Genomic DNA, 22,721 nt, shown 5'->3' with positions numbered 1-22,721 from the left:
TGATACTGAGGATGAGCGATTGAATAAACAGAATATTTTTGGTTTTTTGGTGTCAAATGCTGGCGCGTCATTTTGAGACCGGACCAGCAAAGGAGGCACAGCAGATGGGATTTCCCGGTACATGGATGACCGAGAGCGAAAGCATGGTTTACCGTGTTGTACCAAAATGTGCCTGCTCGACGATCGGGCAGATCATGTATTATTCGGATCATGGACGGTTCTTTGACGGCGATATCCATGATGCGAAAGACGGGATGCACAAATGGGCCTTTGACAGCAGCCAGAGCATGATCTCTGGCAACGTCCGCAATCACGCGTCTTATTCCTTTACCTGTGTGCGCAACCCGTACACCCGTATCCTCAGCTCGTTCTTTGATAAGATTTGCGGAATTCAGCGCAATGGCAAACGATACCGGGGCAATCTGGTTCCGACGCTTGCCTATAACTACGGGATCGAGGTCGGAGGCGACGACGGCAAGGGTGAATTCGACCAGATCGCCAGCTTTCGCCGTTTCTTGCTGTTTGCGCGCGATACCATCCGGTGGCGCAGGCCGATGGACCCGGATATTCACTGGTCGGCCATGTCTGGCCATGTGTCCACATTCATTGTGAATGGCGGGCAGTATGACCGTATATTCTGGACGGAAAAGTTCAACGACGGAATGCAGGGTGTTCTGGACAATCTGGACACGCAGCACGCGGTGAGTCTGTCGGAAATCCCCCGCTTTAACGAATCTGAGGGTCACGGACCCAAGCGGTTGCACCCGGTTGAGGACTATTTTGACGATCTGTCGATGCATCTGGTTTATGAAATCTACAAACAGGACTTTGATCTGTTCAAATATGATTTCGAAGACCCGGCCAATAAGATGCCCATTGGCGAAATTGATCTGGATGAGGTCCACGCCAAACTTGGCGATTGATCCAAAAAGCAGATGCTCCCGCACATCGTCATTGTCTCTGACGAGACATTTCCTTTGTTTGGGCCCGGCGCCGCGCGTTGCGCGGCGCCGGGCCCAAGTTCGAACGAGTCACTGATCTGAATGCTGGCCCAGCATGTATGCCCGTTTTGAACGCAAAAGCTGAAATGGTGCTGCGATCTACCCTGATGGTTGCGGCAATGGGCAATTTTCGTGACGATACGGACGCCTTGGCTATACAATGCAGGCGACACCCGATAAGGAGCTGCCTTTAATCTTGGATGATGCGCTGATTGCAATACCGCATGGCTCACATCACCGGACCGATACAAAGAACCACCACCGTGAAACAAACCATCGCAAATGCGCTTGCCCGCAAGGGCTATGATACTTTGACACCAGTCCAATCGGCGGTGACCCAGCCCGAATTGGACGGGCGCGACATGCTGGTATCGGCGCAGACCGGATCGGGAAAAACCATCGCGTTTGGTTTGGCGATTGCGCCCACGTTGCTGGGTGATGCGGATTCGTTTGATAAGGCCGGGGCACCTTTGGCTTTGGTTGTCGCGCCGACACGGGAATTGGCACTGCAGGTGAAACGCGAGCTGAGTTGGCTATATTCCGATGCGGGCGCGTATCTGGCATCCTGCGTTGGTGGTATGGATATGCGCGACGAACGCCGTGCATTGGCCCGTGGTGCGCATATTGTTGTCGCGACCCCCGGGCGGTTGCGCGACCATGTCATGCGGGGCTCGATCGACCTGACGGCGATCCGGGCGGTGGTTCTGGACGAAGCCGACGAAATGCTGGACCTTGGGTTCCGCGAGGATCTGGAGTTCATTCTGGATCAAACGCCGACGGATCGTCAGACATTGCTGTTTTCAGCCACGGTTCCGCGCGCCATCGCCAGCCTTGCGACGCGGTATCAGCGCGATGCGGAACGTGTCAGTACGGTCAGTGAACAGACACAGCACGCCGATATTGATTACCGCGCCATGACGGTGGCCCCGCGCGACGGGGAAAATGCGATCATCAATGTGCTGCGCTATTACGAGGCACCCAATGCCATCGTGTTCTGCAATACACGTATGATGGTGTCACGCCTGACCGCGCGCCTGTCGAACCGGGGGTTTTCGGTTGTGGCCTTGTCCGGCGAACTGACCCAAAGCGAACGATCCAATGCGCTGCAGGCCATGCGCGACGGGCGGGCCCGGGTTTGTGTGGCCACGGATGTGGCCGCCCGTGGGATCGACCTGCCGAACCTTGATCTGGTGGTGCATGCCGAGCTGCCCAACAGCCATGAAACCCTGTTGCACCGCTCGGGCCGTACCGGCCGCGCCGGGCGCAAAGGGGTCAGCGCATTGGTTGTCGCGCCCGCATCGCGGAAAAAGGCGGAACGCATTTTGAAATTCGCCCGGCTGACCGCAGACTGGGGTTTGGCCCCGTCAGCAGAAGATGTGAACGCACGCGACCAGGAACGGATGTTCGCATCGGATGACTGGCAGGCCGAGATCACCGAAAGCGAACGCGCAGCCGTTGCGCAGCTGGTCGTTGATTTCACCCCCGAACAAATCGCAGCGGCCTATTTGCGCCAATACAAGATGCGCCATTCCGCACCCGAGGAACTGGCAGCCGTCAAACCGGATAGCGCAAAACCGCGCGCCGCATTTGGGCCCAGCGTCTGGTTTTCGCTGTCTGAGGGGCGCAACCAGAATGCGTCTCCGCGGCACTTGCTGCCGATGGTGTGCAAGGCGGGCAATCTGACCAAGGACGATATCGGCGCAATCCGGATCGCTGACGACGTCTCTTATGTCGAAATTCGCGAGGCCAGCGTTGCGGGTTTTCTGAAAGCTGTCGGGGCAGACATGAAAATCGAAGGCTCCAAGGATCTTGTCCGTTTGGACAAGGCACCGGACCTGCCCGCATTCGAGCGGCCCAAATCCAACCGCGGCCCCAAAGGCAAGCCGCGCGCGCACAAGAGCGACGCCGCGCCCATCGACTGGAACGACGCGCCGGTTCCGCGTCAACGCAAACCCAAGCCCGAGGATCGCAAGCCCCGAAAATCGCCGGATCAGCGCCCCAAGGCGGATCGGCCTGACGAAATCGCGCCTGTACCGGCGCGCCGCCGCGCGGCTACGACCGCGTCCCCCAAGGGTGAGGCGGAAGGCAAATTCAAATCGGACGGTCCCAAGGCAAAAGGTCGCAAAGATCGCAGCGGCACGCGCAAGGATGGCGACTCTAAACCTCGCGCTGATGGCCCCAAAGGCCCGCCACCGCCCAAAGGTAAATCCAGCAGCAAGAAAAACCGCGCCCGCGCTGCGATTGCGAAGTCTGGCAAGGGTGGGAATGCCCTGCCAAAACGGCGGAAACCGTAAATCAGATAATTTCGGCATCCCGCGTTTAAGCCGCAAATGCCTGCTTTGGGCGCGGGATGGCTTGTTCTAGCCAGACGAAACCCACGCAGTTTCCACAAAACGGACTTGGGAAACTACGCGGAAAACAATGTGTCCCGGGGGATGGCCCCCGGGGGTCCGTTACACTTGGCGCACGGCCCCTTTTGCCGCGCTGGTGGTCAGCTTGGCATAGGCTTTCAACGCCGTGGACACCTTGCGCTTGCGCGGTTCGGCGGGCAGCCAGCCCTTTTCGTCTTGTTCTTCGCGTCGTGCTGCCAGTTCGTCGTCCGAGACGGCCAGATGGATGGTGCGGTTGGGGATGTCGATCTCGATCTTGTCGCCCTGTTTCACCAACCCGATTTCACCGCCTTCGGCCGCTTCGGGCGAGACGTGTCCGATCGACAGACCCGACGTGCCGCCCGAGAACCGACCATCGGTCAGCAGGGCGCAGGCTTTGCCCAGACCTTTGGATTTCAGGTACGACGTCGGGTACAGCATTTCCTGCATCCCCGGCCCACCGCGCGGGCCTTCATAGCGGATCACCACCACGTCGCCCTCTTTGACCTTGCCGGTCAGAATGTCATTCACGGCTTGGTCCTGACTTTCGCAGACATAGGCCGATCCGGTGAAGGTCAGGCTGCTGGGATCAACGCCTGCGGTTTTCACGATACAGCCGTCCCGGGCGATGTTGCCGAACAGAACCGCCAGACCACCATCCTGACTGAACGCGTGCTCTTTGGACCGGATAATGCCGCCTTCGCGGTCGGTATCCAGTTCCTTATACCGGTTCGACTGGCTGAAGGCCTGCGTGGTGCGCACGCCACCGGGGGCGGCTTTGAACAGATCCTGCGCCTTGGGGTTGTTGGCGATCTTGATGTCCCAGTTGGCAATCGCCTCACCCATCGTACCCGAATGCACGGTGCTGCAATCTTCATGCAGCAATCCGGCGCGGCTCAACTCGCCCAAGATCGAGAAGATGCCACCGGCGCGGTGGACGTCCTCCATATGCACGTTTTCGGTGTTGGGCGCGACCTTGCACAGACAGGGCACCTTGCGGCTCAGGTGGTCCATGTCACTCATGGTAAAGTGAACGTCGCCCTCATGCGCGATGGCCAGCAGGTGCAGGACGGTATTGGTCGACCCGCCCATGGCGATATCCAGGCTCATGGCGTTTTCAAACGCCTCAAATGTGGCGATCTCGCGAGGCAGGAAACCCTTTTCGTTCAGGTCATAGTGGCGTTTTGTGATTTCGACGATACGGCGACCGGCCTCAAGAAACAGCTCTTTGCGATCCGAATGGGTGGCCAGGGTCGAGCCGTTGCCCGGCAGTGCCAGACCCAGCGCCTCGGCCAGACAGTTCATCGAGTTTGCGGTGAACATGCCCGAACACGACCCGCAGGTCGGACAGGCGTTTTCCTCGATATGCTGGACCTGTTCGTCGGTAAACCTGTCGTCGGCGGCGGCAACCATCGCGTCCACAAGGTCGATTTTCTTGGCGTCCAGATCGGCGATGTCGATCTTACCGGCCTCCATCGGGCCGCCAGAGACAAAGATGGCCGGAATATTCAGGCGCATGGCAGCCATCAGCATACCGGGGGTGATCTTGTCACAGTTCGAAATACAGACCATCGCATCAGCACAATGCGCGTTGACCATATATTCCACGCTGTCGGCGATCACCTCGCGCGAAGGCAGGGAATACAGCATCCCATCATGGCCCATGGCGATGCCGTCATCCACGGCGATGGTGTTGAATTCTTTGGCGACACCGCCTGCGGCCTCAACCTCGCGCGCGACCATCTGGCCCAGATCCTTCAGATGCACATGGCCCGGTACAAACTGGGTAAACGAGTTGACGATGGCGATGATCGGCTTGCCGAAATCGTCGTCCCCCATGCCGGTGGCGCGCCACAGGCCGCGGGCACCGGCCATGTTGCGGCCATGAGTGGAGGTTCTGGATCGGTACATTGGCATGATGCTGTTTCCCTTTTGCCCCGGTTGCGATATTCGGGATGCGTACGTTATAGCGCACGTACCACATGTGCGCTATAACGCACAAGAGGATTCGCGGGGCGATGAAATGGCGACGGACGACATAACGCTGAAACTTAGGGATGTGCGGGCGGCCTTGGGGCTGAGCCTGTCCAAAACATCCGAGATGACCGGCGTCAGCAAAGCCATGCTGGGTCAGATTGAACGCGGCGAATCAAGCCCGACCATCGCGACCCTGTGGAAAATCGCCAAAGGGTTTCAACTGCCGTTAAGTGCGCTGATCGGATCGTCTGCGCCGCATGACGCAGCGGATGCCAGCGTGTTTCAGACCGTGACCTTTCCCGGCAGCATCGAGGTCAAGATCGTCTTTCCCTTCGACCCGGCGCTGGGGGCCGAGACGTTTCACGTCGATCTTGCCCCGAACCAAAGTCACGAATCCGCCGCCCATGCCGCTGGCGTGACCGAAGAGGTTTTTGTGCTGAATGGCGCGCTGGACATTTTGCGCGATGGCGCGTGGGTGCCCCTGCAGGCCGGGCAGGGGTTGCGCTTTGCTGCCGATCTTCCGCATGGTTACCGCGCCGGTCCAAAAGGTGCTGGCTTTTTGAACATGCATCATTACGCTCAGCCCGCCGCGTTGGCATCAGCGGGCTGATGTCCCAGAACAGACACGAGGACCGACAGTGGCTGAATTTCTTGACACGCTTACCCTGGCCGATGCGATCGGCTCTTTCGGCGCATTGGTCGTTGTGTCGGCCTATTTCGCCACACAGATGCGGATGATGAACTCTGACGATCTGGCGTTTCCGGTGCTGAACCTCGCAGGTTCGGTGCTGATCGTTTATTCCCTGCTGGAGAACTTCAATCTTGCCTCCATGTTGATCGAAAGTTTCTGGGTTCTGATCAGCCTGATGGGGATTGTTCAGTTTCTGCGACTGCGGCGCGCAAAGTAGCGGCCGCAGACACCATCCAGTCTTGAACCCGCATCCGCGCGCGTATAGGGAAAAACCAAGCTCGCTTAGGGGGGACTTCAATGCAGGACGATCCAAAAACCCTTGTTTCAACCGAATGGCTTGCCGCCCATCTAAAGGACCCGGACCTGCGGGTTCTGGACGGGTCGTGGTACCTGCCGCAGCAGGAGCGCGATGCCAAGGCCGAATATGACGCCGCCCATATCCCGGGCGCGCGGTTCTTTGATGTCGACGACATTTCCGACCACCGCTCGGACCTGCCGCATATGGCACCGCCGGTCGAGAAATTCATGTCGCGTCTGCGGGCCATGGGCGTAGGCGATGGTCATCAGGTGGTTGTCTATGACGGTGCCGGGTTGATGTCGGCGGCGCGGGTCTGGTGGTTGTTCCGCCTGATGGGTCAGGACAACGTTGCCGTTCTGGATGGTGGTTTGCCCAAATGGCAGTCCGAAGGGCGTGAGATCGAGGATCTGCCCCCTGTTATTCGTGACCGCCACATGACGGTGCGGGTTCAAAACCATCTGGTGCGCGATGTCACACAGGTGTCCGCAGCAACCAAGCTGACCGACCACGAAATCATCGACGCCCGTTCCGCCGCCCGTTTTGCCGGAACCGAGGCCGAACCCCGCACGGGGTTGCGCTCGGGCCATATTCCGGGGTCGCGCAACGTGCCGTTTGGCGATCTGCTGAACAAGAATGGCACGATGAAATCCCCCGACGATTGCCGCGCCGTGTTTCAGGCTGCCGATGTCGATCTGTCGAAACCCGCAATCACGTCCTGCGGGTCGGGCGTGACCGCCGCGATCCTCAGCCTTGCGTTGGAACGCATGGGCAAGAAAGACCACTCGCTTTATGACGGCTCCTGGGCTGAATGGGGTGCCTTCCCGACCCTGCCCGTCGCAACCGGAGAGACCTGATGTTCGAACACCTCAAACCGCAGCCCGCCGACAAGATTCTAGCGCTGATGCAGGCTTACCGCGAAGACCCGCGCGATCAGAAGATCGACCTGGGTGTGGGTGTCTACAAGAATGCCGAAGGCGTGACCCCGGTGATGCGCGCGGTGAAAGCCGCGGAAAAGCGCATTCTGGAGGAGCAAGAGACCAAAGCCTATACCGGTCTGGCCGGTGATCCGGCCTATGCTGACGCGATGATCGGTCTGATCCTGGGCACATCCGTGCCGCGTGGCAATATTGCTGCCGTGGCCACCCCCGGCGGCACCGGTGCCTGCCGTCAGGCGTTCGAGATGATCCGCATGGCCAACCCCTCGGCCCGCGTGTTCGTGTCGAACCCGACCTGGCCGAACCACCTGTCGATCCTGAACTATCTGGGGATGGAGACGGTCCAGTACCGCTATTTCGACGGCGAAACTCGTGGCGTCGATTTCGACGGCATGATTGCGGACCTCAAAACCGCCAAAGCGGGCGACGTGGTTCTGCTGCACGGTTGCTGCCACAATCCGACCGGTGCCAACATGAACATGGTGCAGTGGCAAGAGGTCGTGAACCTGATCAATGACCGTGGCCTGGTTGCGATGATCGACATCGCCTATCAGGGCTTTGGCGACGGTCTGGAAGAGGATGCACAGGCGACCCGTCTGGTGGCCTCATCCGTCAAGCGCTGCCTGATTGCGGCGTCATGTTCCAAGAACTTCGGCGTTTACCGCGAACGGACCGGCCTGCTGATGGCGATCAGTGATGATGCGGCGCAAACGGCGCTGAACCAGTCTACATTGGCCTTTTTGAACCGCCAGAACTATTCCTTCCCGCCCGATCACGGCGCGCGGGTTGTGACCACAATCCTGACAGATGACGCCCTGCGTGCCGATTGGGCCGCTGAACTGGAAGAGGTCCGCCTGTCGATGCTGGGCCTGCGTCAGCAACTGGCTGATGAGTTGCAGCGGCACAGCGGCTCGGATCGGTTCGGATTTGTCGCCCAGCACCGCGGCATGTTCTCGCGCCTTGGGGCCGCGCCTGAGCTGGTCGAGCAACTGCGCGCTGATCACGGCATCTATATGGTCGGCGACAGCCGCCTGAACATTGCCGGGCTGAACGCGACAACCGTGCCGATTCTGGCCAAGGCGATTGTCGACGTCGGGGTGTAGTTCCCAGGCATTTGAAAAGCAGAAAACCCGGACGCACGCGCCCGGGTTTTTTTCTTTGCTCGGTCAAGGGCTCAACCCTTTGAGAACTCGGGGTAGGCTTCCATACCCAGTTCACCCATATCCAGACCGTTGATCTCTTCTTCTTCGCCCACCCGCAGGCCGACGGTGGCCTTGAGGATCGAAAAGAGGACAAAGCTGACGACGAAAACAAAAAGACCGACAGAGGCGAAGCCGATGATCTGGGTCACGAAAGACGCATCGCCATTGGTCCAGGCCACGATGAAGGTGCCCCAGAAGCCCGCGATCAGGTGAACTGGGATGGCACCAACCACATCGTCGATTCTGATGCGGTCCAGCATTGGCACGGTAAAGACGACGATTACGCCCCCGATGCCCCCGATGATCAACGCTTGAAACAGCGAGGGGGCCAGCGGTTCGGCGGTGATCGACACCAGACCGGCCAGCGCGCCGTTCAGCACCATGGTCAGGTCGACCTTGCCATACATCACCTGCGTCAGGATCAGGACAGCGACAGCCCCTGCAGCAGCGGCCATATTGGTATTGGCAAAGATGCGGCTGATATCCGCGATATCGCCGATCGTGCCCATCGCCAGCTGCGAGCCGCCGTTGAAGCCGAACCAGCCCAGCCACAGGATGAACGTTCCAAGCGTAGCCAGCGCCAGGTTCGAGCCGGGGATCGGAACAACCTTGCCGTCCTTGTTGTACTTGCCAATCCGTGGGCCCAGCACGATGGCACCGGCCAGCGCCGCGAACCCACCAGCGGCGTGCACCAGGGTCGAGCCAGCGAAGTCGCTGAAACCCATCTGCGACAGCCAACCGCCGCCCCACTGCCAGGACGCCTCAATCGGGTAGATGATGCCGGTCAGCACGATTACGAAGAAAAGGAATGGCCACAGTTTGACGCGTTCCGCCATGGTGCCCGACACGATGGACGCCGTGGTGGCGCAGAACATCAGCTGGAAGAAAAAGTCAGACCCGACCGTGGCGTAAGACAAATCCGCATTGACGCCGTCCAACCCTACCGGTTCCAGCGAGGCGGGTGAAATAGACCCTAACACGCCGCTGATCATCCAGTTTTCACCGGGGTACATCAGCCCATAGCCAACCAGCCAGTACAGGATGGCGGCAAAGGAAAACAGGCCCATGTTCTTGACCAACTGCATGGCGACGTTCTTGGACCGTACCAGTCCGGCCTCAAGCATGGCAAAGCCTGCCGCCATCCAGAACACCAGAAAGCCACCGACCAGAAACAGCAGCGAGGTCAGGATAAATTGCGTGTGTTGCGCGGTCTCGCCAGTGGCGGCTTCTTGCGCAAGGCTCATCTGCGGCAACGCGGCAATCGCGGCGGCAGGGATGAGGGATTTCATCAGGTTCATAGTTAGTCCTCGAATGAATGTGGGTGGCGGCGCTTACAGCGCCTCTTCGTTGGTTTCCCCGGTCCGCACGCGCAGGGCCTGCTCGACATCGAGGACAAAAATCTTGCCATCACCGATCTTGCCGGTCTTGGCGGTTTTGGTGATGGTCTCGACGATCTGATCGGCCATGGTGGCGGGCACCACGATTTCCAGCTTGATCTTGGGGACGAAATTCACGGCGTATTCCGCCCCGCGATAGATTTCCGTGTGACCCGATTGCGAGCCAAAGCCCTTTATTTCGGTCACCATCATGCCGCTTATGCCCACGCTGGTCAGCGCCTCGCGCACGTCCTCCAGCTTGAACGGTTTGATTGTCGCAATGATCAGCTTCACGTCTGTCCCCTCTGATGTCCGGCGAGCCCGGTTGTTTGCACCTGCAGAAAAAAGAACGCGCTAGAGCGTGATAAGGAACGATCAGGTGGGGGCGTCGTTGGGGAAACGACGCTTGGGTGCACAATTTTTGCACAAAATCGAATGATTGATTAAAAGATGGGCGCTGTGCGGAGGGCGCACAGGCGAATTTCACACCTCTACTTCATGCGAACGGCAGGGTATGGTGTTCCAAAATAACAACCGGGCAGAGTTTGAGCATGACTGAGTCCAGGCGCCGCAAATCACCGCTTGTTGCGGACAGAAGATATCCATCGAAGGGGCGCAAGCCCACTGCGACCAAGCGTGCTGCGAAACCGGCGGCCAAGACGGGGACCGCTGGTAAAAAGGCGACCGCGCGCAAGACGGCGACCCGTAAGACAGCCCGCAGGAAAACGCGCAAGACATCGGGCGGCGGCGGCGGGTTCTTCCGGCGGTTGTTCCGCTGGATCTGGCGGATGGTCTGGGGTCTGACCTGGCGGGTGGGCGCAGTTGTTGCGCTGTTGCTGGCGCTGGCGGTGGGGATGGTTTACACCACGCTGCCCGACGTTGACGCCCTGCTTGATGGCCGTGCGCGGGGGTCGGTCACGTTGCTGGACCGCGAAGGCAAGGTCTTTGCCTGGCGCGGGGATCAGTTCGGCGGGGTCATTACCGCAGGAACCGTTTCGCCGCACCTCAAGAATGCGGTGGTGGCGACCGAGGACAAGCGGTTCTATCGCCATTTCGGCGTCAGCCCTCGTGGTGTGGCCAGTGCCGTGCGCATCAACCTGAGCGAGGGGCGGGGTCCGCTGTCCGGACACGGTGGTTCGACCATCACGCAGCAGACCGCGAAACTGCTGTGTCTGGGGGTGCCTTACAAGCCGGAAGAATGGGAGTCCGAGGCCGCTTATGAGTCCGATTGCCGTCAGGGGTCGTTGTTGCGCAAGGCCAAGGAGGCTGTCTATGCGATGGCGATGGAGGTCAAATACTCCAAGGATGAAATCCTGACGATCTATCTGAACCGCGCGTTTCTGGGGGCTGGTGCCCGTGGTTTTGAGGCCGCCAGCCAACGCTATTTCGGGATTTCCGCCGCCGAGGTGAACCCATCGCAGGCCGCGATGCTGGCTGGATTGCTGGTCGCGCCCACGCGTTATGCGCCGACCAACAGCCTGAAGCGGTCGCAGGATCGGGCGCAGCTGGTGGTTGGGTTGATGGAGGCGCAGGGTTATCTGACCTCGGCGCAGGCCAGCAGTGCCCGCAGCAATCCGGCGCAGCTGTCTGCCGCCGCTGCCGCGCGGGCTGGCGGTTACTTTGCCGATTGGGTCATGGCCAGCGGGCCGGAATTCTTTACCCGCAACACAACCGAAGACGTGGTGATCCGCACGACGCTGGACCAAAGGTTGCAGAAATCCGCCGAAGAGGCGCTGAAGTACATTTTTCAGGAAAAAGTCCGCAAAGGGTCCAAGGCGCAGGCCGCGATTGTCGTGATGTCTGCCGACGGGGCCGTGCGGGCCATGGTGGGGGGGCGCAATACCCGCGTGTCGGGGGCGTTCAACCGGGCGACGCAGGCGCTGCGGCAGACCGGGTCGTCGTTCAAGCCGTTTGTGTATGCCACCGCGCTGGAGCTGGGCAATTCGCCGCTGGATACGGTGATGGACGAGCCGACCTGCTGGAACATTGCCGGGTCGGGTCAGTGGTGCCCCAAGAACTATACCAACAAATACTATGGGCGGGTCACGCTGGCCGATGCGCTGAAGAACTCGCTGAATATTCCGGCGGTCAAGGTGGCCGATATCTCAGGGCTTGAGAATGTGCGCACGGTCGCCAGCGGCTTTGGCATCACAAGTGATCTGGCGCAGGGTCCGGCGCTGGCGCTGGGCGCGTCGGAAAGCACGCTGATTGAGATGACCGGGGCCTATGCCGGTATCCTGAACGGCGGCTCATCCGTGGAACCCTATGGCCTGACCGAACTGAAGCTGCTGGGCGATGCCACACCCGTCATGGTGACGACCACGGGCATCGGTGAGCGGGTCATCAACGACAAAGCCGCCAAGCAGCTGACCTGGATGATGGAGCGCGTCGTGTCCGAGGGCACCGGCGGGCGTGCCAAGCTGCCGGGTTGGCAGGTGGCGGGCAAGACCGGAACGACCCAGGCCGCGCGGGACGCCTGGTTCATAGGGTTCACGGCGGATTACGTGGCCGGTGTCTGGATGGGCTATGACGATAACACGCCGCTGTCTGGTGTTACCGGTGGCGGCCTGCCTGCCGAGATTTGGAAAGAGACCATGTTGCGCGTGACCGAGGGGATGACCCCGACGCCCCTGCCCATGCTGGCCCCGGACCCGCCGGTGCGCACAGTGCAGCCCAAACAACAACGCCGCCGGCGCAATCCGGGTGATGGCCTGGCCGAGGCTGTCGATAGTTTTCTGTTGGATCTTTTTGGCGGCAATTTCTGACCGCGAATAGAATTAGGGCGGCGCCATCGGCACCGCCCTGAATTTTGGTTAGACGCTTTCGTCCAGCGCGGCCAGAATGGCATCGCCCATTTCGGTGGTCGAGACCGGCTTGACCCCTTCTTCGGCCAGCAGGTCAGCGGTGCGCACGCCATCCGCCAGAACTTTTTCGATAGCGGCCTCCAGGCGACCCGCCTCGGCTCCCTGATCAAAGCTGTACCGCAGTGCCATCGCAAAGCTGAGGATACAGGCGATCGGGTTGGCTTTGCCCTGACCGGTGATATCCGGGGCCGAACCATGCACGGGTTCGTACATCGCTTTCGGGCGGCCATTGGCCATGGGTGCGCCAAGGCTGGCCGACGGCAGCATTCCCAACGAGCCGGTCAGCATGGCCGCACAGTCAGACAGGACATCGCCGAACAGGTTGTCGGTAACGATCACGTCGAACTGCTTGGGCGCGCGCACCAGCTGCATCGCACCGTTGTCGGCATACATGTGGCTCAGCTCGACCTCGGGGTAATCCGCGCTGACGCGGGTTACGACCTCGCGCCACAGGATGCCCGATTCCATCACGTTGGCTTTCTCCATCGAGCACAGCTTTTTGTTCCGGCGCATCGCCAGTTCAAAGGCCGAGCGCGCGGCGCGTTCGATCTCGGATTCGGTATAACGCTGGGTGTTGATGCCCACACGTTCGTTGCCTTCTTCGAAGATGCCGCGCGGCTCGCCGAAATAGACGCCCGAGGTCAGCTCGCGCACGATCATGATATCCAGACCGGCGACGATGTCCTTTTTCAGCGACGAGAAGTCCGCCAGCGCATCAAAACACTGGGCCGGGCGCAGGTTGGAAAACAGGTCCATTTCCTTGCGCAGGCGCAGCAACCCGCGCTCGGGCTTGAGGCTGAAATCCAGATCGTCGTATTTCGGGCCACCCACGGCGCCCAGCAGAACCGCGTCCGCCTCTTGTGCTTTGGCCATGGTTTCGTCGGACAGGGGTTTGCCGTGCGCGTCATAGGCTGCGCCGCCGACCAGATCCTCGCTCACGTCGAATTCCAGACCACGGTTCGCACCGAACCAGTCGATTACTCTGCGCACTTCGGCCATGACTTCGGGGCCAATTCCGTCTCCGGGCAGGATGAGGAGCGAGGGGTTGGACATGAAGGATCTCCTTGCGTTTCGTTCCAATCGCCCTAGCGTCTGTGTCGCATCGGGTCAATGAGACGAACCCGCCAATTCATGAGGAAAACACATGCTGACACCTGGAAATCCGGTTCCTGCGCTGAAAATCGAGACCGTCGCCCACGGGACCTTCGATCTTGCGGGTGCCTCGGGCGAAAACGGGACGCTGGTGATTCAATATCGCGGCCTTCACTGTCCGATCTGTATCAAGCAGATGACCGAGGTCGAAGCTGCGCTTGACGAATTCGCCGAATTGGGGATCGAGGTGATCATGATCACGACCGATACCGCCGAACGGGCCGCCGAAACGACGGAAAAGGCCGGGGTGTCACGTCTGCGTGTGGGGCACAGCCTGCCTTTGTCATCGGCGCGGGATGCTTGGGGCCTGCAGATTTCACAGGCACGCGAAGGCAGTGCCGAGCCCGCGTTGTTTGCCGAGCCGGGGCATTTCTATATCGCCCCCGATCAGACGCTGTATTACGCGTGGCAGCAGACAACACCATTTGCCCGCCCTGCCATGTCGGATGTAATCGGCGGCCTGAAATTCACGCTGGGCAACAATTATCCGCCGCGCGGGACCTATACCGGCGCGCTGTAACACCGGGTGGCGGGGTCACTCTGCCGCCAATTCGACCCAGATCAGACGGTGACGGCTGGCGGCCCTTGCGGTCGCCCCGTCGGGTGTGTCGGCGTCGGGCCAATGGATGCCTGCGTCGACAACCGCCCAGTCCCCGGATGGCAACACATAGTCCACCCGCATCTCGCCAACCGCTTTCCAAACGACTGTCGTATCCGAACCTGACGGTGTTTGGGGGGCAGGGTCTTGTAGCCGGGGGTGGGACAGCAGATCACGGATCGCCTGGTTTCGCCCATCTCCCTTGCCCGGGTCCAGATTGGCGTCACCCGCAATAACGAACCGCCGTTCGGGGGCTTGCCCTATGGCCCCATCCAACAGCAACGACCAGAACCGCACCTCGTCCCGGTTGCGCAGGCCGTTGCGATCTTCGGGGCCGTCAAACACCGGCGGCGTGGCGTGAAACGTCAACAGATCCATGCGCCCGCCCGAGGTCGCAATGGGCACGACCCAATGGGCAGTCGAGGACAGCCGTTGAATTGCCTGTGCCTGCGCCGTCGGGAATGGTTTGCCGTCGATCCGCGGCAGGGTTGCGCCGGGCAGGTCCTGCCACAGCAGGCCGGAAAAGTTCTGGACTTTGCCTGTCAGAATTGGGTGGCGCGACAGGACGGCCAAACCACCCTTGCCATTAAAGCGACCCCAGCCTTGTGCGTCCCCGTCGCCGCCGGTCTGGCCGTCACCATCCAGATCATAGGCAGTCTCAAGACCCGAATTGGGCTGTGCTGAAAAGCTGTGTGGATACGACAACCCGGCGGTGTCGATGGCTTGGGTCAGAGCCGATAAGGCCCGGCCGTCCAGATCCCAGTCGATACCTTGCAGGGCGACGATGTCAGGGCGCGTGGCCAGCAGGACATCCACAACGGCCTGCACCTGAGGATCGCCACGCTGAATGTCACGCAGCAACAGGCCTGGCCCATCGCGGCTGAGTTCCGTGTTGAATGTGGCGACGCGCAAGGTTTCTGCTTGTGCCACAACGGGCAGCAGCAGCAGGAACAGGACGCGGATCATGCGGTTTGTGTGGACTCGGCCGTGGAATATGCGCGACGCTTTTCAACGATCAGGTTTGCGATGCGCAATGTCGCCATGCCGCGCATGATCATGCTTGCGGGCAGAAACGCCCAGGCGCTGAGCGTCCAGATCAGGGTCTGAGGATTGCTCAGCGAGATCGGGGTCGCATAATCAGGCAGCATTTTGATCAGGGCCGGAATCAGGAACGGCAGCAAAACACCGATCGAGATATTCAGGCGCCCGTCGCGTTGCAGTCGGGTGACAACGTCACCACCCTTGGTCGGGTCAAACAGGGGCAGGTTGGTCCAGACGTTGAAAGCGCCGTTGCCCGTAGGCCAACCGCGCACTTTCACTGCATAGGCAAAGCTGCCGATTGTCACCAATGCTGCGACATAGGCCACGCTGGCCGAACTGCGAACCAGATCGACCAAAGGGGGGCTTGCGTCGGCCGGCAGCATCAAAACGATCAAACGCACGGGCGAATAGGGGAAATCAACCACATTGGCCACGCCAAGCCCGATTGCATAAAAGGCGGATGTCAGCTCGGTTGGCGCATAGGCATCTTTGCAGATCAGTGTCAGGAAGGTGACCATTGAAACCAGCCCGACAAACCGCAGGCGATTCGCAGGCGGCGCATCGCGGAATTCAATAAAGCTGGGAAAAGCGGAGTTGTATTCCGCGAACGTCAGGAAAAATGCGAGAATGGCGAGAAAGACGACAATCTCGGTGCCATTTGTTGACGATACGGGCAGGTACAACGCGGGGGTCAGCACCATCAGCGCTACCAACAATCCCCGAATTGCCGCCCCTGTTGTGCGCGCAATCACTATCCCAAACCTTTCAAACTGGACGTACCGGTTCTGCGCCGGATTCGTACCTGCTTGTGCCCGTCTTCCGAGTGTTTTGACGGATACCTCTTTAGCGCCAACATGGACGATAAGCGGTATTACGCTCAAGCCAAGGTGCAGAAAACACATATTTTCGGGCAAAAAGATGGCGAAACTGGTGCGGCTTTGCATCATTTTTGACGCAAAGCCGACGTGCGGTGAAGCGTGACCCCTACATGTTGTGGTTGTCGGAGTTAAATCACCAAGAACGCGAATGGGACCGCAGGTGCGATCCCATTAAGTTGATTGTCCCCATATTTATCCACAGAATCAGACCCAGGGGCGGGCCTGACTTGCATGATCTTCGAATTTGTCGATGTGGTGGTTCTTTTCCATCGTCAGGCCGATGTCGTCCAGACCGTTCAGCAGGCAGTGCTTGCGATGCGGGTCGACTTCGAATTCGATCACAACACCATCCGAGGTGGTGATTTGCTGGTCTTCCAGATGCACGGTCATGCGGGCATTCTCGCCCTTATGTGCGTCATCCATCAGAACCACGTGATGTTCTTCTGCGACCACGATGGGCAGAATGCCGTTCTTGAAGCAGTTGTTGAAGAAGATATCGGCAAAGCTGGTCGAGATCACAACCTTGATGCCGAAATCCTTGATCGCCCAAGGCGCGTGTTCGCGTGACGAGCCGCAGCCGAAGTTATCGCCCGCCACCAGAATCTCGGTGTTGCGATAGGCGGGTTTGTTCAGAATGAACTCTTCATTCTCGCCGCCATGATCGTGATAGCGCATCTCGTCAAACAGCACGACGCCAAGGCCGGACCGTTTGATGGTTTTCAGGTGTACTTTTGGAATGATCATATCGGTGTCGATATTGATCAATGGCATTGGGGCGGCCACCCCGTGGACTTTGTCAAACTTTTCCATGTTCACACTCCTGCGGGAGAGGGCCGCGCCCATGCCCCGCGTTTAAGCTTGTTTCGCTTCTGTTGTTTCGTCTTTGGGTGCGTTCCTGATGAAGAACGCCATGAAGACCAATCCGAACCCGTTGAACAGCATCTCGATGCCCAGCAGGATGCCAAGCAGGCTAAGCAAGGCGGCTGGTTCGCTGGCCGCATAAGACCAGATGATGCCCGCAAGGATGATCGACAGGATGCCCGAGATCATCGTGGGCCAGAAAAACTGCGTGCCTTTCATCTGGAACGACAGAATGACCCGCGCGATGCCGCCTGCCATGAACAGGATCAGCATCACTGTCGCCAGCGTCAGCGTGCCCTGCAACGGGTGATCCAGAAAGGACCAGCCCAGAAACAGCATCACCGCACCCATGATGAGTGACAGGATCTTGTTGCCTGTGCCGTCGACGGTAAAGCCGCCAACTACCTGCAGCGCGCCCGCGATCAGCAGCAACACACCGGTCACCACTGTCACGGCAACCGACGCCACCACAGGCGCGCCCAAGACAATAATTCCGAACGCTATGGATAGAAGCCCCAGCAGGAGCCATTTGATCCAGTCACTCATGTCTTCAATCCCTCAAATATCTAGATATGAGGGCACCTTACATCAATTCTCGGACGTCTGTCAGCCGTCCTGTAAGTGCCGCTGCGGCAGCCATTGCCGGGCTTAGCAAATGGGTGCGCCCACCGCGGCCCTGACGGCCTTCAAAGTTGCGGTTCGAGGTGGCGGCGCAGCGCTCGCCCGGCTGCAACTGATCGGGGTTCATGGCCAGACACATCGAACATCCTGCCAGACGCCATTCGAATCCGGCCTCTTTGAAAATCTCGGCCAGACCTTCTTCTTCGGCCTGGGCACGGACCAGACCCGAACCGGGCACGATCATGGCACGGATGCCATCCTTGATCTTTTTACCCTTCAGGATTTCGGCGGCGGCGCGCAGATCTTCGATCCGGCCATTGGTGCAGGAGCCGATAAAGACGGTGTCGATTTCCACATCGCTCAGCTTTTGACCGGCTTCCAGTCCCATGTATTCGATAGAACGGCGGGCTGCGTCGACTTTACCACCTTCGAAATCTTCGGGATGTGGCACGGTCGCCGTGATCGGCAGAACATCCTCGGGGCTGGTGCCCCATGTGACGACGGGTGCGATATCTTCACCGCGCAGGGTGATGACCTTGTCGAAATGCGCGTCTTCGTCGGTGTAGAGCGTTTTCCACCAGTTCAGAGCCGCTTCCCACTGGGCACCCTTCGGCGCGTGTGGGCGGCCTTTGACATATTCAAAGGTGGTCTCATCCGGCGCAATCAGACCCGCGCGGGCACCGCCTTCGATCGCCATGTTGCAGACGGTCATGCGACCTTCCATCGACAGATCGCGGATCGCTTCGCCGCAATATTCGATGACATAGCCGGTGCCGCCGGCGGTGCCGGTTTCACCAATCACGGCCAGCGTGATGTCCTTGGCGGTCACGCCCGGCTGCAGTTTGCCGGTGATTTCCACCTTCATGTTCTTGGATTTCTTCTGGATCAGCGTTTGCGTGGCCAGAACATGCTCAACCTCGGACGTGCCGATGCCGTGGGCCAGCGCACCAAACGCGCCATGCGTGGCGGTGTGGCTGTCGCCGCAGACAACGGTCATGCCGGGCAGGGTCCAGCCCTGTTCCGGGCCGACGATGTGGACGATGCCCTGACGTACGTCATGCACCGGGTAATAGTGAATGCCAAAATCCTTGGCGTTCTTGTCCAGCGCTTCGACCTGAATGCGCGATTCCGGGTTTTCGATCCCGTTCACGCGGTCGGCGGTGGTGGGCACGTTATGATCCGGTACCGCGATGGTCTTTTCCGGTGCGCGCACCGGGCGGCCCGCCATGCGCAGCCCTTCAAAGGCCTGCGGGCTGGTCACTTCGTGCACCAGATGGCGGTCGATATACAGCAAACAGGTTCCATCATCGGCTTCATGCGCGACATGGGCATCCCAGATCTTGTCATAGAGTGTTTTGGGGGACATCGGTCCTCTCCCGTATGTAATGAGAAATAGCTGGCGAGTGGCTGGACGCGCTTATAGGCAGGCCAGAACCGTGCGGGCGGCCCCAAAGAACCGCTCACGCAGGCGCGTACGGTCTTGCAGTGTCGGAGCTGGGGCCAGGTTGAGTCTCATGTGCCCCAGATATATCGCGTTCTACCGTCAATCAAGGTTCAATCCGGTGTCAGGCTTGCATCGCGCGGCAACGCTGTTCAAGTTGAGGTACAGGAGACGTGCATGAACCAAGACCTGATCCCCAGTTCACTGTCGGACCTCTATGCCAACATGGTCACGGGCTTTTCTTCGCAAATCGGAAAATTTGTCGAACTGATCGTCACTCCGGGTTGGCGGCAATACCAGTTGGTCATCATCTTGTTTTTATGGGCTTTGGCCCTTGTTCTGAAGGTTCTGACGCAATCCCGTTGGGACGCCTGGGCCCGCGCCCGCACCGGTTGGCCCAAATGGCGCTTGCGGACGCTGGTGCATTTGATGCAGCGCCTGACGCTGGTTTATTTCGTGCTGCTGGCCTGGGGGCTGTATCTGTTGATGCAGCACATCACATGGCCGTCCCGCAGCTATATTATCGGTGTGATCGCGACTTTGGCCGCCGCGTGGCTGGCCATTGCGCTGGTGGCCCGGCTGGTGCGTAACCGGACGCTGCGGCGGATATTCAAGTGGGCCATGTGGGTCTATGCAACGCTGGTTGCGTTGAATCTGACGGATGACGTGGCTGATTTTCTGGATGGGCTGGCGATTTCCATCGGCGATCTGCACATTTCGGCACTGGGCATTCTAAAGGCCGTTCTGCTGATTGGTATCCTGTTGACCCTGGCCCGCGTGGGGACACGCGCGGCTGAACGCGGGCTGAAGGGTAACGACGACATCACCCCGTCCATGCAGGTTTTGCTGGCCAAGGGCATTCAGGTGCTGCTGTACGGCGCGGTCTTCATGGCCGCGATCCGAACGCTTGGGTTTGATTTGACCGGCATTGCGCTGCTGTCCGGTGCCATCGGTGTGGGCATCGGTTTTGGCTTGCAAAAGGTGGTCTCAAACCTGATTTCCGGGATCATTATCCTGATGGATCGCTCGATCAAACCGGGCGACGTGATCTCGCTGGGTGATACGTTTGGTTGGATCAACGCGCTGGGTGCGCGCTATGTCTCGGTCGTCACGCGGGACGGGCGGGAATATCTGATCCCGAACGAAGATCTGATCACCAATCAGGTGGTAAACTGGTCGCATTCGGACCGCTTTGTGCGGCTGGATCTGGAGTTCGGCACCAGCTATGGCGATGATCCGCACAAAGTGCGCGCAACGGCAATCCGGTCGGTTAAGACAGTAAAACGCGTGCTCAGCGGCGGCTCACATGAACCGGTTTGCCATATCACCGGGTTTGGCGATAGCAGTGTGGACTATGTGCTGCGGTTCTGGATCAGCGATCCGACCAAGGGGCTGACCAATATCCGGGGCAATGTCTACCTTGCGCTATGGGACGCGTTTCAGGCTGAAGGGATATCTCTGCCCTTCCCGCAACGCGAGGTCCGGCTGCTGTCAGACAGCGCAGACGCGCAACAGATCGCCAAAGAGTGAGCCATCGTGCACCCCCTAGGGCGCGCTTTCATTGAAATGTTGCATTCCCCTTGTTACCTTTATAGTACCCCAGCGCCGAAGGTTTGACGGCGCGCAGCAAAGGAGGACCATGTCCTGTCTCTACATACCCAGGCGGGTTTGCCCGCCGATGAAGGGGCCAGTGTAATGGCCCACTCTCAGTCAATCAGCGATAGGCTGCTTGAACGAATCCTTTCCTCACTTTCCGATGACAAGGCCGAAGACGTCGTGCAGATCAACCTGCAGGGCAAGTCGTCCGTCGCGGATCACATGGTTATTGCGTCCGGGCGTTCGACACGTCAGGTCTCGGCCATGGCGGAAAAACTGACGGATCGCATCAAGCAGGAATTCGGTTTCACGTCCAAGGTCGAAGGCAAGGATGCCGGCGATTGGGTGTTGATCGATACGGGCGACGTGATCGTCCATATCTTCCGCCCCGAAGTGCGCGAATTCTATCAGCTGGAAAAGATGTGGCTGCCCCAGGGCGGCAGCGCCTCGGCGAGCTGAGGCGCTATCCCGGGCCGCATTAACGGGCCGGAGGCGAGAGTGATATGCGAATCAGCATAGTTGCGGTCGGGCGATTGCGCGCCGGACCGGAGAAGACCCTGCTTGACGATTATCTGACCCGTTTTGACCGAACCGGCCGCGCGTTGGGCCTTGGGCCTGCCCGTGTGGTCGAGGTTGAGGACAAGAAAAACGCAGGCATGGGGGCCGAGGCCGCCTTGCTGCGCAAGGCATTGCCCAAGGGCGCTGTAATCTGCACGCTGGACGAACGCGGGCGGGTGATGTCCTCGCCGGATTTTGCGCAAAAACTGGGCGGCTGGCGCGATGCCGGTCGGCAGGATCTGGCACTGATCATTGGCGGCGCGGACGGAATAGACCCTGATCTGCGGGCGCAGGCGGATTTTTCCATTTCTTTCGGGTCGATGGTCTGGCCGCATATGCTGGTCCGTGTGATGCTGGCCGAGCAATTGTATCGGGCCGCAACCATCCTGTCGGGCGGCCCCTATCACCGGGTCTGACATGGCGCAGCTTTTGATCGTTTACCATTCGCGCACCGGCGGAGCCCGGCAGATGGCCGAAGCCGCCGCTGAGGCCGCGCGGAATGAGACCGAAACCATCCTCAAACCCGCCGATCAGGCCGAGCCTGACGATCTGCTGCGCGCCGATGGTTATCTGTTCTGCGCGCCTGAGAATCTGGCCGCGATTTCGGGTCTGATGAAAGAGTTTTTCGACCGCTGCTATTATCCGGTTCTGGGTCGTATCGAAGGACGCCCCTATGCCCAGATGATCTGCGCCGGGTCCGACGGGGAAAATGCCGCCCGTCAAATCGCCCGCATCGCCACCGGCTGGCGGTTGAAACAGGTGCAGCCGCCGCTGATCATCTGCACCCACGCGCAAACGCCTGACGCGATTCTGGCCGAAAAGGCCATCCCTGACGATCAGCTGGAAACCTGCCGTGAGATCGGACAGGCCATGGCCGCCGGGTTGGAAATGGGCGTGTTCTGATCCTAGGGCAGCGTGACTGTGAACATCTGATCGGCCCACCCGTCCTGATTACAACGCGCTTGCACCTGAACCTGTGTTGCTTCCGAAGGAATCGCCACGCCACCAAGGGATCGGGTAAAGGGCTGTTCCTGTTCGTGCGGGTGGTGCAGGACCCGCATACCCAGCTCGTTACCGTCCATATCCAGAACGCGCCAGCCATCCGCATAGTGATCCCAGCCCGTGTCAGGGTGGGACACGGTTACGTCGAATCGCCAAGTCTCGCCGTTGCGCTGGGCGGTGACATTTTCGATCACGGGTCCGTCGGCCAGTACCGGGGTGCCAAGAAGGGCGGTCAGAACAAGATATCTCATGATGTGAAA

The 22,721-nt window shown here is 59.7% G+C and carries 22 protein-coding genes; 12 read left to right on the top strand and 10 right to left on the bottom strand.

The features are described from left to right. Positions 1 to 104: 104 nt before the first annotated feature. Both JT51_RS12380 and JT51_RS12375 read left to right on the top strand, forming a co-directional pair. Entirely contained in the window at positions 105 to 923 is an 819-nt protein-coding gene (locus tag JT51_RS12380) for a sulfotransferase family protein (protein ID WP_037314189.1), read from the top strand. Between the two features lie 341 nt (positions 924 to 1,264). Beyond that, complete coding sequence (locus JT51_RS12375; protein WP_037314186.1) at positions 1,265 to 3,295, top strand: DEAD/DEAH box helicase; 2,031 nt, start codon at positions 1,265 to 1,267, stop codon at positions 3,293 to 3,295. 159 nt (positions 3,296 to 3,454) lie between these two features. On the opposite strand, the gene ilvD is transcribed toward JT51_RS12375, so the two are convergent. Beyond that, positions 3,455 to 5,287, bottom strand: a complete 1,833-nt coding sequence (ilvD, locus tag JT51_RS12370; RefSeq protein ID WP_037312958.1) for a dihydroxy-acid dehydratase — start codon at positions 5,285 to 5,287, stop codon at positions 3,455 to 3,457. 106 nt (positions 5,288 to 5,393) lie between these two features. On the opposite strand from ilvD, the gene JT51_RS12365 reads away from it, so the two are divergent. From JT51_RS12365 to JT51_RS12350, 4 genes are all read left to right on the top strand, one after another. Further along, positions 5,394 to 5,957, top strand: a complete 564-nt coding sequence (locus JT51_RS12365; protein WP_037314184.1) for a helix-turn-helix domain-containing protein — start codon at positions 5,394 to 5,396, stop codon at positions 5,955 to 5,957. A gap of 28 nt (positions 5,958 to 5,985) precedes the next feature. Then, positions 5,986 to 6,255 (top strand): CBU_0592 family membrane protein, encoded by a 270-nt coding sequence (locus tag JT51_RS12360; protein WP_051927533.1) that lies wholly within the window; start codon positions 5,986 to 5,988, stop codon positions 6,253 to 6,255. An 80-nt stretch (positions 6,256 to 6,335) separates the two neighbouring features. After that, the gene (gene sseA / locus JT51_RS12355; protein WP_037312956.1) at positions 6,336 to 7,190 is read left to right on the top strand and encodes a 3-mercaptopyruvate sulfurtransferase; all 855 of its coding nucleotides are present in this window, start codon (positions 6,336 to 6,338) and stop codon (positions 7,188 to 7,190) included. Continuing rightward, a complete protein-coding gene (locus JT51_RS12350; RefSeq protein WP_037312953.1) occupies positions 7,190 to 8,374 on the top strand; it encodes an aromatic amino acid transaminase in 1,185 nt (394 codons plus the stop codon). Before sseA ends, JT51_RS12350 begins: the two co-directional genes overlap by 1 nt. A 71-nt stretch (positions 8,375 to 8,445) precedes the next feature. On the opposite strand, the gene amt is transcribed toward JT51_RS12350, so the two are convergent. Further along, the gene (amt, locus tag JT51_RS12345; protein ID WP_037312951.1) at positions 8,446 to 9,771 is read right to left on the bottom strand and encodes an ammonium transporter; all 1,326 of its coding nucleotides are present in this window, start codon (positions 9,769 to 9,771) and stop codon (positions 8,446 to 8,448) included. Positions 9,772 to 9,804: 33 nt separating this feature from the next. Further along, positions 9,805 to 10,143, bottom strand: coding sequence for a P-II family nitrogen regulator (locus tag JT51_RS12340; RefSeq protein ID WP_037312949.1), 339 nt, complete (start codon positions 10,141 to 10,143; stop codon positions 9,805 to 9,807). Between the two features lie 257 nt (positions 10,144 to 10,400). Between JT51_RS12340 and JT51_RS12335 the strand changes: the two genes are divergently transcribed. Continuing rightward, the gene (locus JT51_RS12335) at positions 10,401 to 12,614 is read left to right on the top strand and encodes a transglycosylase domain-containing protein (protein ID WP_037312947.1); all 2,214 of its coding nucleotides are present in this window, start codon (positions 10,401 to 10,403) and stop codon (positions 12,612 to 12,614) included. A gap of 48 nt (positions 12,615 to 12,662) precedes the next feature. Here the strand turns inward: JT51_RS12335 and leuB are convergent, their stop codons facing one another. Beyond that, positions 12,663 to 13,766, bottom strand: a complete 1,104-nt coding sequence (gene leuB, locus JT51_RS12330; protein WP_037312945.1) for a 3-isopropylmalate dehydrogenase — start codon at positions 13,764 to 13,766, stop codon at positions 12,663 to 12,665. A gap of 91 nt (positions 13,767 to 13,857) precedes the next feature. Between leuB and JT51_RS12325 the strand changes: the two genes are divergently transcribed. Beyond that, entirely contained in the window at positions 13,858 to 14,385 is a 528-nt protein-coding gene (locus JT51_RS12325) for a redoxin domain-containing protein (RefSeq protein WP_037312943.1), read from the top strand. A 15-nt stretch (positions 14,386 to 14,400) separates the two neighbouring features. On the opposite strand, the gene JT51_RS12320 is transcribed toward JT51_RS12325, so the two are convergent. The 5 genes from JT51_RS12320 to leuC all read right to left on the bottom strand — a co-directional run bounded on the left by JT51_RS12320 (position 14,401) and on the right by leuC (position 19,230). Beyond that, positions 14,401 to 15,429, bottom strand: coding sequence for an endonuclease/exonuclease/phosphatase family protein (locus JT51_RS12320; RefSeq protein ID WP_037312940.1), 1,029 nt, complete (start codon positions 15,427 to 15,429; stop codon positions 14,401 to 14,403). Continuing rightward, on the bottom strand, positions 15,426 to 16,256 hold the full coding sequence (locus JT51_RS12315) for a hypothetical protein (RefSeq protein WP_037312937.1): 831 nt from the start codon (positions 16,254 to 16,256) through the stop codon (positions 15,426 to 15,428). The genes JT51_RS12320 and JT51_RS12315 overlap by 4 nt, the downstream gene beginning before the upstream one ends. Before the next feature lie 330 nt (positions 16,257 to 16,586). Next, positions 16,587 to 17,192: a 3-isopropylmalate dehydratase small subunit gene (gene leuD, locus JT51_RS12310; RefSeq protein ID WP_037312934.1), complete on the bottom strand. Its 606-nt coding sequence runs from the start codon at positions 17,190 to 17,192 to the stop codon at positions 16,587 to 16,589. A gap of 42 nt (positions 17,193 to 17,234) precedes the next feature. Beyond that, the gene (locus JT51_RS12305) at positions 17,235 to 17,789 is read right to left on the bottom strand and encodes an HdeD family acid-resistance protein (RefSeq protein ID WP_037312931.1); all 555 of its coding nucleotides are present in this window, start codon (positions 17,787 to 17,789) and stop codon (positions 17,235 to 17,237) included. 37 nt (positions 17,790 to 17,826) lie between these two features. Further along, positions 17,827 to 19,230 (bottom strand): 3-isopropylmalate dehydratase large subunit, encoded by a 1,404-nt coding sequence (leuC, locus tag JT51_RS12300; protein ID WP_037312928.1) that lies wholly within the window; start codon positions 19,228 to 19,230, stop codon positions 17,827 to 17,829. A 252-nt stretch (positions 19,231 to 19,482) separates the two neighbouring features. On the opposite strand from leuC, the gene JT51_RS12295 reads away from it, so the two are divergent. The 4 genes from JT51_RS12295 to JT51_RS12280 all read left to right on the top strand — a co-directional run bounded on the left by JT51_RS12295 (position 19,483) and on the right by JT51_RS12280 (position 22,362). Then, positions 19,483 to 20,835, top strand: a complete 1,353-nt coding sequence (locus JT51_RS12295) for a mechanosensitive ion channel family protein (protein WP_037312924.1) — start codon at positions 19,483 to 19,485, stop codon at positions 20,833 to 20,835. Between the two features lie 165 nt (positions 20,836 to 21,000). Continuing rightward, positions 21,001 to 21,360, top strand: coding sequence for a ribosome silencing factor (rsfS, locus tag JT51_RS12290; protein WP_037312921.1), 360 nt, complete (start codon positions 21,001 to 21,003; stop codon positions 21,358 to 21,360). Positions 21,361 to 21,404: 44 nt separating this feature from the next. Further along, entirely contained in the window at positions 21,405 to 21,875 is a 471-nt protein-coding gene (gene rlmH, locus JT51_RS12285) for a 23S rRNA (pseudouridine(1915)-N(3))-methyltransferase RlmH (protein ID WP_037312919.1), read from the top strand. Position 21,876: 1 nt separating this feature from the next. Beyond that, positions 21,877 to 22,362 carry a flavodoxin family protein gene (locus JT51_RS12280; protein WP_037312916.1) on the top strand — a complete coding sequence of 162 codons (486 nt, stop codon included), beginning with the start codon at positions 21,877 to 21,879 and terminating at the stop codon, positions 22,360 to 22,362. A gap of 2 nt (positions 22,363 to 22,364) precedes the next feature. On the opposite strand, the gene JT51_RS12275 is transcribed toward JT51_RS12280, so the two are convergent. Beyond that, entirely contained in the window at positions 22,365 to 22,712 is a 348-nt protein-coding gene (locus tag JT51_RS12275; protein WP_037312913.1) for a hypothetical protein, read from the bottom strand. Between the last annotated feature and the right edge of the window lie 9 nt (positions 22,713 to 22,721).

It is taken from the genome of Ruegeria halocynthiae, from assembly GCF_000743705.1.
GTDB lineage: Bacteria > Pseudomonadota > Alphaproteobacteria > Rhodobacterales > Rhodobacteraceae > Ruegeria > Ruegeria halocynthiae_B.
Note: the sequence above shows the minus strand (reverse complement) of the source record. Positions and strands in the feature narration are given on the sequence as shown.